The organism is Aquibium sp. ELW1220 (assembly GCF_030398385.1).
Classification (GTDB): Bacteria; Pseudomonadota; Alphaproteobacteria; order Rhizobiales; family Rhizobiaceae; genus Aquibium.
Genome location: NZ_JAOAOQ010000008.1, coordinates 37660 through 49621, shown reverse-complemented (window position 1 = coordinate 49621; position 11962 = coordinate 37660). Strand labels below are relative to the sequence as shown.

The following is an 11962-nucleotide window of genomic DNA, read 5'->3' as shown; positions in this document are numbered from 1 at the left end:
AAATTGGTGACTAAACCCTTGATCGGATTGGTGCGACACGTCCGGGGCGAGTAGCTTCGCCCCGCGATGCCGCCAGAATGCCGCTTTTTGCAGTTGCGAACAGGAAGCCGACGCATTACAGGGAGGGCGTGAATTGGAGCGTTCCTGTCACGCGTTGAAACGCTCCGGGGCAATCATCAATACGGAAGATCATGGACAATTCGGTACCGAAATCGTGCTGGGGCGTCACCGCCAAGGCGATCGTGGGTTTTGCGGGTCTCATTCTTCTGGCATGGCTGGTCGGCGGCGCCGAGCACGCAACGGTTCTCGCTTCGAGCTGAGAACTGCCAGTCGCAGACGGAATTCGGGGGCGCGGCATCACTGCCGCGCCCTTCGCATTTCCAGGAGACGCCGACCGGGATCGGCCGTCCCGCGATGTCGCGGCAGGATCAGCCGACGTCGGCCGCCGCGCAGCAAAGCTGGCGCGAACAGTCGAAACATTGATCGCTTCCTGGAGGCCTGCCCGTGTTCCTTTCCGTCTTCGACCTCTTCAAGATCGGCATCGGCCCGTCGAGCTCCCACACGATGGGGCCGATGACGGCGGCTGCGCGCTTCCTGGACGAGATCGCCACGGGCGACTGGCCGCGTCCCGCAGGCGCCAGGGTGGCGCGCATCAGCGTGAGCCTGCACGGGTCGCTCGCCTTCACCGGCATCGGCCATGGCACCGACCGCGCGGTCGTGCTCGGCCTCGCCGGCCTGACGCCAACCACTGTCGACCCGGACGGGGTGGATGCGGTGCTGGCGGCCGTCGCCACGGACAGGCACGTCCATCCGCAGGGACATCCGGCCTATCGCTTCGATCCGACCGTCGACCTCGTCATGGACCGCAAGACGCCGCTTCCCGGCCACGCCAACGGGATGGCCTTCAACGCCCTCGATGCCGACGACCGGATGCTGCTGCGCCGCATCTACTTCTCGATCGGCGGCGGCTTCGTCGTCTCCGACGAGGAACTGCAGCGGATGCAGTCGCGCAGTGAGCCGGAGGCCGGCCCGGCCGTGCCCTATCCGTTCCGCAATGCGGCCGAGATGCTGGAGATGGCGGCGGAAAGCGGGCTCTCGATCGCCGAGATGAAGCGCGCCAACGAGGAGACCCAGTCGAGCCCGGCCGAACTGGACGAACGGCTGGACGCGATCTGGCAGGCGATGCGCTCCTGCATCGACCGCGGGCTGTCGCAGGAGGGCATCATGCCCGGCGGGCTGAAGGTGCGGCGCCGAGCCAGGATGCTGAACGAGCGCATGCAGAACGACTGGAAGGAGAACCGGCCGAACCCGCTGCTCGCCAACGACTGGCTGTCGGTCTACGCCATGGCGGTGAACGAGGAGAACGCGGCAGGCGGCCGGGTGGTGACGGCGCCGACGAACGGCGCCGCCGGGGTGGTTCCGGCCGTGATCCGCTATTGGACGCATTTCTTTCCGGACGCCGGCCAGGAGGACATCCGCACCTTCCTCCTGACGGCAGCGGCGGTGGGCGGGATCATCAAGCACAATGCCTCGATCTCGGGTGCCGAGGTCGGCTGCCAGGGCGAGGTCGGCTCGGCCTCGGCGATGGCAGCCGCCGGTCTCGCCGCGGTGATGGGCGGCACGCCAGAGCAGATCGAGAACGCCGCCGAGATCGCGCTCGAGCACCATCTCGGCATGACCTGCGACCCGGTCGGCGGGCTGGTTCAGGTGCCCTGCATCGAGCGCAACGCGCTCGGCGCCGTGAAGGCCGTGACGGCCGCCTCGCTCGCCATCAAGGGCGACGGCAAGCACTTCGTGCCGCTCGACGCCGCCATCGAGACGATGCGCCAGACCGGCCTCGACATGAGCGAGAAATACAAGGAGACGAGCCTCGGCGGACTCGCGGTCAACGTGGTGGAGTGCTAGCGCCGCGACACCGGGCCCTGTGGAGAACCGGCGACGCCGATTGACCGGGCGGTCCGGCGCGCTACACCTGCGGCCATGTCGCTCAACATGATCAAGCTCTGCGTCGGTGCCGAGAGCATCGAGGACCTGGAGACCTGGATCGCGTTCCGGCTGGGCGAGATGCGCAAGGCGGGCGAGACGCCGGAGCAGTTCCATACAACGCGGATGGTGCCGAAGCGCGTCGAAGAGCTGCTCGATGGCGGATCGCTCTACTGGGTGATCAAGGGCAACGTCCAGTGCCGGCAGCGGCTGGTCGATATCCGTCCCTTCGTCGATACGGACGGCATCGGCCGGTGCCACCTCGTGCTCGACCAGAAAGTGGTGCCGACCGAGTGGCAGCCGCGCCGCGCCTTCCAGGGCTGGCGCTACCTGACGCCCGCCGACGCCCCCGCCGACCTGGGCACGGGCCGAGCCGGCTGGGCGGCGCTTCCGACCGAGCTGCGGCGCGAACTTGCCGATCTCGGGCTGCTCTGACCGCGCCGTCGACCGAAGTCCGTTAAACATTTGATCGGCTTGTGCCAACCGGCGAATGAGGGCATTCTTTCGCCGGGCGTGCGGGTGGCGAAACCATGTTAGTGACGGGATTGACCGGTCCCACGGAAGGACGAAAGCGCGAAAGCGCTCACGTCATCGTTTGCGGCAACGAGAAGGGCGGCTCGGGCAAGTCGACCACGGCCGCGCATATCGCCATTGCCCTCCAGCGCTCGGGCCATTCGGTCGCGACCATCGATCTCGATGGTCGCCAGCTCACCCTGACCCGCTACTTCGAGAATCGCCGCCGCTGGGCCGCCAAGGCGCGCCTGACGCTTCCGGTGCCGCACCATTTCCATGTTCCGCCCGCCTACAAGGAGACGGTCTCGGCTGCCGAGAGCGAGGAGTTCCGCCGCCTGACCGACGGGCTGGCCGAGATCGAGAACAGCCACGACTTCGTCGTCATCGACACGCCCGGATCCGACACCTTTCTCAACCGGCTCGCCCACCGGATCGCCGATACGCTGGTGACGCCGATGAACGACAGTTTCATCGATTTCGACGTGCTTGCCCGCGTCGATCCGCTCAGCAACGAGATTCTGGAGACGTCGCAATATGCCAACGCGGTTCGCGAGGCGCGGCGCGAGCGGCGGCGCGCGGACAATTCCATCCTCGACTGGGTGGTGGTTCGCAACCGCATGGCCAGCATCGCTTCCCGCAACGAGCGCAAGATCGATTCCTGCCTGAAGAACCTGTCGGCGAAGCTCGGCTTCCGGATCGCCGACGGCATTTCCGAACGGGTCATCTTCCGCGAGTTCTTCCCGATCGGCCTCACGGCGCTCGACGATTTCGAGGAGCACGTCCTCGGCACGCGGCCGACGCTGTCGCATCTGGCGGCGCGCCAGGAAATCCGCCAGCTGATCACGGCGCTGCGTCTTCCAACCGACGTGGCGGGCAAAAGGCGCGCCGATCTCCGTCGCCAGTTCGTGGAAACCGCCGGGCGCCCGCTCCAGCTGCCCGACATCTTCGCCAAGTGACTGCGCTGCCGGCGCGACCTCGCCGGGGCTTGCATCGCGGCACGCAGCGCCACATCTTCATCGCCATGAGCGACAAACGGCTTCAGAAGACCGACAATCCGCTCGCGCCCGGGGAGGGCACGACCGCAGCGGGCAGCGACGTCGACGCATTCGTGCGTCACGTGCGCGCGCTTGGCGCCATGAAAGGCGCGACGGCAAAGGGTCGGCTCGTGCTGGCGCTCGACGCCACGATGAGCCGCCAGCCCACCTGGGATCTGGCGTGCCGCCTTCAGGGCGAGATGTTCGAAGCGGTCGGCCGCACCGCGCTCAACGTCCAGCTGGTCTATTTCCGCGGCTTCGGCGAATGCCGGGCCTCGAGGTTCGTGAACGACACCGGCGAACTCACCCGGCTGATGACGAAGATCGACTGCCGGGGCGGCCACACGCAGATCGACAAGGTGCTGGCGCATGCGCTGAAGGAGAACGAGCGCGAGAAGATCGACGCGCTGGTCTACATCGGCGACGCGATGGAGGAGAACGTCGACGACCTCGCCGACAAGGCCGGCCAGCTCGGCCTGCGCGGCGTGCCGTTGTTCATCTTCCAGGAGGGACGGGACGGTGCGGTGGAGACGGCGTTCCGCGAGATCGCCCGGCTGTCCAGGGGCGCATGGTTCCGGTTCGACCAGCAATCGGCTGCGACGCTTGCCCGCCTGCTGTCGTCCATCGCCGTCTTCGCCACCGGCGGTCTGAAGGCGCTCGAGGCCCGCGGCAGTGCCAGTGACCGGCTCCTTATCGAGCATCTCGGCGGAAAGGGTCACGGCGGGGCCGGGCAATGACCTTCATGTTCTACGCGACAGCGGTGCTGGTCGTCGTCTTCCTGCTCACTGTTGCCTTCGTGCGGGCGGATGCGGCGACGGTGGCGAGGACTCTCGGGCTCGCCGGTCCAGCCCTGCTCGGCCTCGCCGGCCTGGGGCTGCTCGCATTCGGCCGGGTCGGCCTGGCCGGGGCGGCGTTTTCGGGTGCTGCGGCCTGGTATCTGTCGGGACAGAGACGGCGCGCGGCGCAGCCGACCCCCGGCAAGCGCTCGACCGTCCGCACCGCAGCACTCGAGATGGAACTCGACCACGACAGCGGCGCACTCGCCGGCATCGTGCTGGCCGGCCGGTTCGAAGGTCGCCAGCTCGCCAGTCTCTCGCGCGACGATCTCGTCGCGCTCTACCGGGAGCTCGAAGGCGAGGCCGACAGCCTACAACTTCTGGAAGCTTATCTTGACGGCCGCTTCCCCGGTTGGCGTGACGGCATGGACGCGCACGTTGGCGGGGGGAAGGGAGGCCCTCCAGGCACGGGCGCCATGACTGAGCAGGAGGCCTACCAGGTCCTTGGTCTTGAAGCGGGCGCCAGTACGGCGGACATCCGCAAGGCGCATCGCCGCCTGATGCAGCGCGTGCACCCCGACCTCGGCGGCTCGTCCTTTCTTGCGGCGCGTATCAACGAGGCCAAGGACGTTCTGCTGAATGGTCATGACTAATTCTCCGTCGACTCGAAAACATTACCGGGAGACCGGGGCCGGAAAGGCCCCGCGGTCGGTTGCGTCACGTCACTGCTGCACCGCGTAGCAGTCGATCTTCTTTCGCTTGAGCGCCGAACAGGCATCGAACGCCGCCGTCTTGGTCGAGAACCCGCCGAAGCGTGCGCGGTGGTAGACATTGCCCTTGAGCTCGAAGAGCTCGGTGAAGGGCAGGGCGCCTGCCAGGATGGTGCCGGCGCGCGAGCTCGTCGCGTCGAGCACGGCCATCGCCTGTTCCTTCGACGGTGTCGACGCCACCTGGACGACCCAGCCGCCCTGGCTGATGATCGAGGCCGTGCGGATCGGATCGACACCGGCGGCGGGCGTGACTTTCTCGATCGCGGCTTCGGCGACCTCTGCGGCTGCCCGCGCCGCTGGCTCGGGCGCATAGGCGGCGACCTCCACTTCCTCGCCGTCCGGCCGGAAGTCGGGGGTGGGGATGGCCGTCTTCGGCAGCGAGACGGCCGCAGTCGCAACCGGGGCGCCCGGCTGGATCGCGCGGCGCGCGATCAGCGGACCGCTCCGGCGGGTGGAAGCCTTGGGCAGATAGTCGCGGATGAGCTTGGTCATCTGCGCGTCGCGGCTGGCACCGGTGCGGCCGCCGATCACGACGGCGACGATGCTGCGCCCGTCGGTCTTGACGGAGGAGACCAGGTTGAAGCCGGAGGCGCGGATGTAGCCGGTCTTGATGCCGTCCACGCCCTTGACGCGTCCGAGCAGCTTGTTGTGGTTGGGCATGCGGGCCTTGCCCAAGGTGAAGGAACGCGTGGAAAAATAGTCGTAGTGGTGCGGGAAATGCTCGCGAAGCGCGATGCCGAGGATGGCCATGTCGCGGGCGGTCGTCTTCTGGCTCGCATCCGGAAGGCCCGACGCATTGCGGAACGTGGTGTTGGACATGCCGAGCTGGCGTGCCTTGGCCGTCATCTGCCGGGCGAAGCCGGACTCGGTCCCGCCGAGAAGCTCGCCCACCGCCGCTGCGGCATCATTGGCCGACTTGGTGACCAGCGAGTAGATGATGGTCTCGACCGTCACCGAATTGCCGGCGCGGACGCCGATCTTCGTGGGCGGCTGGGCGGCGGCATGCGCCGAGAAGGGGACGCGGCTATCCTTGCGGATGCGCCCGGCGTCGAGCGCCTCGAACACCATGTAGAGGGTCATCATCTTGGTGAGCGACGCCGGATAGCGGGCGGAATCGGCGGAGGATTCGTAGAGGGTCCTGCCGGTGTTGGCGTCGATCACGATGCCGGCATAGTCGGCGGCGCGGGCCGGCGCGGACGACAGGGCCGTGATGGCCGCGATAGCCAGGATCATGAGGAATTTGGGAGCGGCGAGAAGGGTTCTGGGGATACCGTTCGACTGACGCACGTTGCACCTTCGAATTCTTGTTGTTCGATTTTCAGCGGCACGCGTGCCGCCACGACATGGGGTCAGACGGTAGGCCGACGTCGTTACCAATCCGTTTAAGGTAACCGGAATGTTGCCGGATCCATGACCATTCGGTTCGAGTTTTAGCGTTTGGGTCGTCACGCAACGTCAAGCGGGACATGGAATGCCGTGGCGATTGCCATCGGGACGCCGGCGCTCTAGAAGCCGGGAATGAGCAAGCGCGTCGCCATCTATGCCGGGTCCTTCGATCCGCTGACCAACGGGCACCTGGACGTCCTGAAGGGCGCGCTGGCGGTGGCCGACGAGATCATCGTGGCCATCGGCATCCAGCACGGCAAGACACCGGTCTTCACCTTCGAGGAGCGCGTGGCGCTGGTCGAGGAGGTGGCTTCCATCGAACTCGGGGCGCAGGAGGGGCGGGTGCGCATCATCTCCTTCTCCGGCCTGCTGATCGACGCCGCGCGCGCCAATGGTGCGACGATCATGATCCGCGGGCTGCGCGACGGGACCGACCTCGACTACGAGATGCAGATGGCCGGCATGAACGAGACCATGGCGCCGGAGCTGCAGACCGTGTTCATTCCAGCCAGTCCCTCGGTCAGAACCATTACCGCCACACTCGTCAGGCAGATCGCGGCGATGGGCGGCGAAATCCGCCCCTTCGTCCCGGCGGCCGTCGCACTGGCACTGGCCGCCAAGTTCAAGGCCTGACAGTTTCCAGGGAGAAAACGCAATGCTGCTCAAACAGCTGGCCTCGGCCTGCCTCATATCGGCGGGTCTCGTCTTTTCGGCAGCCGCCGCCGAACCGGAGAACACGCTGATCCTGACGCTGAAGGACGGCGACGTGACGATCGCGCTGCGGCCCGACCTTGCGCCCAAGCACGTCGAGCGGATCAAGACGCTGGTGCGCGAGGGCGCCTACGACAACGTCGCCTTCCACCGCGTCATCGACGGCTTCATGGCCCAGACCGGCGACGTGGAGTTCGGCGACATGGCGGACGGCTTCAACGCCCGCCGCGCCGGCACCGGCGGGTCGTCGCTGCCCGATCTTCCGGCGGAGTTCTCGCGAACCCCGTTCCTGCGCGGCATCGTCGGCATGGCGAGGGCGCAGGATCCGAATTCGGCCAATTCGCAGTTCTTCATCATGTTCGCGCCCGCACCGAACCTCGACGGCGGCTACACCGTGGTCGGCGAGGTGGAGAGCGGCATGGATGCCGTGGATGCGATCAAGCGCGGCGAACGTGCCGCCAACGGCGTCGTCCAGGACCCCGACCGGATCATCGACGCGCGCATCGCGTCAGACCCGCAGTAAGCAGGCGAACGGCAGGAAAGCCGCGCCGCAGGAAACTCAAACGAAGGGAGCCCAGAAATGGCTGAAATCAAGGATCCGGAAAACACTCTCCTCATGGAGACGACCAAGGGCAGCGTCGTCATCGAGCTGTTTCCAGACCTGGCGCCCGGCCATGTCGGCCGGATCAAGGAACTCGCCCGCGAAGGCGCCTATGACGGCGTGGTGTTCCACCGCGTCATCGAGGGCTTCATGGCCCAGACCGGCGACGTGAAGTTCGGCAAATCCGGCGGCGCATCGTTCAATCCGGCGCGTGCCGGCATGGGCGGCTCCGACAAGCCCGACCTGAAGGCGGAGTTCTCCAACATGAACCACGCCCGCGGCACCTGCTCGATGGCGCGCGCCCAGAACCCGAATTCGGCCAACTCGCAGTTCTTCATCTGCTTTGGCGATGCCGGCTTCCTCAACCGCCAGTACACGGTCTGGGGCCAGGTCATCGAAGGCATGGAGAACGTCGACAAGATCAAGCGCGGCGAGCCGGTGCAGGATCCCGACAAGATCGTCTCGATGAAAGTCGCGGCCGACGCGTGATGCGCTCCATGGCGGGCGTGATCTGGCCTTTCGTCGGCATGATCGCCGGGGCGGCACTCGCCCTGCAGGCGCCCGTCAATTCCGCGCTTGCGCGCGGCCTCGGCCAGCCGGTCGCGGCCGCGGCCTTCTCCTTCCTGTCGGGGGCGATCGTGCTCGGCCTCGTTTCGGCAGGCTGGGCGAAGATGAACGGCACGGCGATCGATTTCCGCGCGCCGGCGCTTTGGCTCTTCGTCGTCGGCGGCTGTCTCGGCGGGTTCTACGTGACCTGCGTCGTGGTGCTGGTGCCCAAGCTCGGTGCCGCGGCGCTGATCGCCTTCGTCGTCGCCGGACAATTGCTGGCGGGCCTGCTGATCGACCGCGTCGGCCTGCTCGGCGTCGCCGTGCGCGAACTGACGCTCGGCCGTATCGCCGGTGCGGTGCTGCTGATCGCCGGCGCGCTGATGATCCGACGGTTCTGAGTGGCCGCCGATGAGGGTCGATCTCTTCGATTTCGAACTGCCCGAGGGCAACATCGCGCTCAGGCCGACCGAGCCGCGCGACAGCGCGCGCCTGCTCGTCGTGCGGCCGGGCGAAGGGGTTGAAGACGCCATCGTGCGCGACCTGCCGGCGTTTCTCCGGCCCGGCGACGCGCTGGTCTTCAACGACACGCGGGTGATCCCGGCGCAGTTGTCGGGCACGCGGCGGCGCGGCGAGGCGGTGGCGCATGTCGACGCGACGCTGCACATGCGCGTCGGCGCAGACCGCTGGAAGGCCTTCCTGCGCCCGGCCAAGCGCGTGGCTGCTGGCGACAGGATCGTCTTCGGTCATGACGGCAATGCCTGCATGCTGGGGGCGCTGGAAGCGACGGTGGCCGAGAAGGGGGAGGCGGGCGAGGCCCTGCTCGTCTTCGATCTTGCCGGCCCGCTGCTCGACGAGGCGCTGCATGCCGTCGGGCACATGCCGCTGCCGCCCTACATCGCCTCGAAGCGGGCGCAGGACGCGCGCGACCTCGTCGACTATCAGACCATCTACGCGCGGGAAGAGGGGGCCGTGGCGGCGCCGACGGCCGGCCTGCACTTCACGCCCGACCTTTTCGCGAAACTGGACGCCATGGGCATCGAGCGGCACTTCGTGACGCTGCATGTCGGGGCCGGTACCTTCCTGCCGGTCAAGGCCGACGACACCGCCGACCACAGGATGCACGCCGAGATCGGCCACGTGAACCAGGCGACGGCAGACGCGCTGAACGCCGTGCGGGCGCGTGGCGGGCGCGTCGTCGCCGTCGGCACCACCTCGCTGCGGCTGCTCGAGAGCGCTGCGGCCGCCGACGGCACGCTGACCGCCTGGTCGGACGCCACCTCGATCTTCATCACGCCGGGCTACCGCTTCCGCACGGTCGATGCGCTGATGACCAATTTCCACCTGCCGCGCTCGACGCTGTACATGCTGGTCTCGGCCTTCAGCGGCCTTGAGACGATGCGCGCGTCCTATGCCCATGCGATCGCCAGCGGCTACCGCTTCTATTCCTATGGCGATGCATCGCTGTTGTTGCGCGCTGACGACTGACATCGGCGACCCGGGACCACCCCATGACTGACCAGTTCACCTTCCGCGTGCTCGCGACCGACGGCAAGGCGCGCCGCGGCGAGATTTCGATGCCGCGCGGCGTGGTGCGCACGCCGGCCTTCATGCCGGTCGGCACGGCCGGCACGGTCAAGGCCATGTATCTCGACCAGGTCCGGGCGCTGGGCTCCGACATCATCCTCGGCAACACCTACCACCTGATGCTGCGGCCGGGCGCCGAGCGCATGGCGCGGCTTGGCGGCCTGCACGAATTCGCCCGCTGGCCGCATCCGATCCTGACGGATTCGGGTGGCTTCCAGGTGATGTCGCTGGCGCAGCTGAGGAAGCTCACCGAGAAGGGCGTCACCTTCAAGTCGCATGTCGACGGCGCCGCCTACGAGATGACGCCGGAACGCTCGATCGAAATCCAGGGCCTGCTCGATTCGGACATCCAGATGCAGCTCGACGAATGCGTGGCGCTGCCGGCCGAGCCCGCCGAGATCGAACGCGCGATGGAACTGTCGCTGCGCTGGGCCGACCGCTGCAAGGTGGCTTTCGGCGAACAGCCAGGCAAGGCGATGTTCGGCATCGTGCAGGGGGGCGATATTGCTGCGCTGCGCGAGCGTTCTGCCTCTGCCCTCAAGGCAATGGACCTCAAGGGCTATGCCGTCGGCGGGCTTGCCGTCGGCGAGCCGCAGGCGGTGATGCTCGACATGCTCGACGTCGCCTGTCCGGTGCTGCCGGCGGAGAAGCCGCGCTACCTGATGGGCGTCGGCACGCCCGACGACATCGTCAAGTCGGTGATGCGCGGTGTCGACATGTTCGACTGCGTGATGCCGACCCGGGCCGGCCGGCACGGTCTCGCCTACACGCGGCGGGGCAAGATCAACCTGCGCAACGCCCGACACGCCGAAGACCACCGCCCGCTCGACGAGGAAAGCGACTGCCCGGCCGCCCGCGACTATTCGCGCGCCTACCTGCATCACCTCGTGCGGTCGCAGGAGGCGCTGGCGGGCATGCTGCTCACCTGGAACAACCTCGCCTATTACCAGAGCCTGATGCAGGGCATCCGCGAGGCGATCTCGGCAGGCCGGATGGCCGATTTCGCGGCGGAGACAGCGGAGCTTTGGGCAAAGGGTGATCTCCCGGCGCTCTGACTGCGTAACAGCTTCCGAACCGCGCATGCGTCGCGGTCCCCGCGAGGAGGAAGCCCGCCATGAAATACGTCACCGCCTACGGCATCGCGGTCGTCATCTTCCTGATCATCGACGCGATCTGGCTCGGCATCGTGGCCCGCGGGTTCTACGCCTCGCGCATGGGCGAACTCATGCTCGACCACCCGCGCTGGGGCGTGGCCGCCGTCTTCTATCTCGCCTATGTCGGCGGCCTGGTCTACTTCGCGATCAGCGTCGGCATGGCGCAGGACAGCGTTCTTGCGGCAGCGCTGAACGGCGCCCTGTTCGGCTTCTTCTGCTACCTGACCTACGACGCGACCAACCTCGCGGTGCTCAAGGGTTACGACCCCGTCGTCGCGGTCGTCGACGTCGTCTGGGGAACGGTGCTGAGCGCCACGGTGGCCGCCGGCACGCTCTTCGCGATGAAGGCTTTCGGGCTGCTGCCGCAGCCCTCGGCCGGGTAGGTCTCTGCGTCAGGTGCTGAACGCCTTCGTCGCTCAGGTACTGAGCGCGTTCGACGCGCGCATGCTGACGCCGGTGATCAGCCACGAGCCGTCCGGCTGCATCTCCAGCGTATAGACAGCCTCGTAGGTCTTGCCGTCCGGCCCGACCAGCAGCACCTGCTGGATGATCGCGGTCGAGCTCGTCTCCTGCGACTTGCCGAAGGCGTAGCTCTGCGGGCGGCGCACCGGCATGTAGCCGCTCTCCACCATCGACATGAAGGACTGCTCGGTGGGGAAGTAGCGCTTGATGTTGGGTGCGGCGAAGGAATAGGCGCGCGCCGCGTCGTCGGCGAGGAAGGCCTCGAACTGGTTCTGGATCACGCCCTGCGCCGCCTTCACCTCGGCTTCGCCGGCCTGAGCCGGCACCGATGCGAGGAAGGCGCCGAGGGCGGCGACGGCGATCAGTCTCGGCATGGCGATAACCTCCTGTGGCCACGGCAATCCGCCTGACGCGGACGATAGCAGATACGGTGCCGTTG

At 67.4% G+C, this 11962-nt stretch carries 15 protein-coding genes; 13 read left to right on the top strand and 2 right to left on the bottom strand.

Annotated elements, in window-relative coordinates; all coding sequences use genetic code 11:
* The first annotated feature begins 191 nt into the window (after positions 1-191).
* The 6 genes from N1F91_RS09870 (at position 192) to N1F91_RS09845 (ending at position 4959) form a co-directional block, all read left to right on the top strand.
* Positions 192-320 (top strand): hypothetical protein, encoded by a 129-nt coding sequence (locus N1F91_RS09870; protein ID WP_289991784.1) that lies wholly within the window; start codon positions 192-194, stop codon positions 318-320.
* Between the two features lie 184 nt (positions 321-504).
* Positions 505-1905, top strand: coding sequence for an L-serine ammonia-lyase (locus N1F91_RS09865; RefSeq protein WP_289991783.1), 1401 nt, complete (start codon positions 505-507; stop codon positions 1903-1905).
* A 75-nt stretch (positions 1906-1980) separates the two neighbouring features.
* Positions 1981-2418 (top strand): DUF1489 family protein, encoded by a 438-nt coding sequence (locus N1F91_RS09860; protein WP_289991782.1) that lies wholly within the window; start codon positions 1981-1983, stop codon positions 2416-2418.
* Positions 2419-2528: 110 nt separating this feature from the next.
* Positions 2529-3452, top strand: coding sequence for a division plane positioning ATPase MipZ (locus tag N1F91_RS09855; protein WP_289991781.1), 924 nt, complete (start codon positions 2529-2531; stop codon positions 3450-3452).
* 29 nt (positions 3453-3481) lie between these two features.
* The gene (locus N1F91_RS09850) at positions 3482-4267 is read left to right on the top strand and encodes a VWA domain-containing protein (RefSeq protein ID WP_289991780.1); all 786 of its coding nucleotides are present in this window, start codon (positions 3482-3484) and stop codon (positions 4265-4267) included.
* On the top strand, positions 4264-4959 hold the full coding sequence (locus N1F91_RS09845; RefSeq protein WP_289991779.1) for a DnaJ domain-containing protein: 696 nt from the start codon (positions 4264-4266) through the stop codon (positions 4957-4959). The genes N1F91_RS09850 and N1F91_RS09845 overlap by 4 nt, the downstream gene beginning before the upstream one ends.
* Before the next feature lie 69 nt (positions 4960-5028).
* On the opposite strand, the gene N1F91_RS09840 is transcribed toward N1F91_RS09845, so the two are convergent.
* Positions 5029-6309, bottom strand: coding sequence for a D-alanyl-D-alanine carboxypeptidase family protein (locus N1F91_RS09840; protein ID WP_289991777.1), 1281 nt, complete (start codon positions 6307-6309; stop codon positions 5029-5031).
* A 285-nt stretch (positions 6310-6594) separates the two neighbouring features.
* On the opposite strand from N1F91_RS09840, the gene coaD reads away from it, so the two are divergent.
* Genes coaD through N1F91_RS09805 form a run of 7 tightly spaced genes read left to right on the top strand, consistent with a single transcriptional unit; the run spans position 6595 to position 11444 of the window.
* The gene (gene coaD, locus N1F91_RS09835; protein ID WP_289991776.1) at positions 6595-7095 is read left to right on the top strand and encodes a pantetheine-phosphate adenylyltransferase; all 501 of its coding nucleotides are present in this window, start codon (positions 6595-6597) and stop codon (positions 7093-7095) included.
* A gap of 22 nt (positions 7096-7117) precedes the next feature.
* The gene (locus N1F91_RS09830; protein ID WP_289991774.1) at positions 7118-7696 is read left to right on the top strand and encodes a peptidylprolyl isomerase; all 579 of its coding nucleotides are present in this window, start codon (positions 7118-7120) and stop codon (positions 7694-7696) included.
* A 57-nt stretch (positions 7697-7753) separates the two neighbouring features.
* Positions 7754-8263, top strand: a complete 510-nt coding sequence (locus N1F91_RS09825; RefSeq protein WP_289991773.1) for a peptidylprolyl isomerase — start codon at positions 7754-7756, stop codon at positions 8261-8263.
* Between the two features lie 8 nt (positions 8264-8271).
* Entirely contained in the window at positions 8272-8721 is a 450-nt protein-coding gene (locus N1F91_RS09820) for a DMT family transporter (protein WP_289991772.1), read from the top strand.
* A 10-nt stretch (positions 8722-8731) separates the two neighbouring features.
* Positions 8732-9808 carry a tRNA preQ1(34) S-adenosylmethionine ribosyltransferase-isomerase QueA gene (gene queA, locus N1F91_RS09815; RefSeq protein WP_289991769.1) on the top strand — a complete coding sequence of 359 codons (1077 nt, stop codon included), beginning with the start codon at positions 8732-8734 and terminating at the stop codon, positions 9806-9808.
* A 23-nt stretch (positions 9809-9831) separates the two neighbouring features.
* Positions 9832-10962: a tRNA guanosine(34) transglycosylase Tgt gene (tgt, locus tag N1F91_RS09810; RefSeq protein ID WP_289991768.1), complete on the top strand. Its 1131-nt coding sequence runs from the start codon at positions 9832-9834 to the stop codon at positions 10960-10962.
* 59 nt (positions 10963-11021) lie between these two features.
* Positions 11022-11444 carry a DUF2177 family protein gene (locus tag N1F91_RS09805; RefSeq protein ID WP_289991767.1) on the top strand — a complete coding sequence of 141 codons (423 nt, stop codon included), beginning with the start codon at positions 11022-11024 and terminating at the stop codon, positions 11442-11444.
* Positions 11445-11477: 33 nt separating this feature from the next.
* Here the strand turns inward: N1F91_RS09805 and N1F91_RS09800 are convergent, their stop codons facing one another.
* Complete coding sequence (locus N1F91_RS09800) at positions 11478-11897, bottom strand: DUF4864 domain-containing protein (protein WP_289991766.1); 420 nt, start codon at positions 11895-11897, stop codon at positions 11478-11480.
* Positions 11898-11962 lie beyond the last annotated feature (65 nt).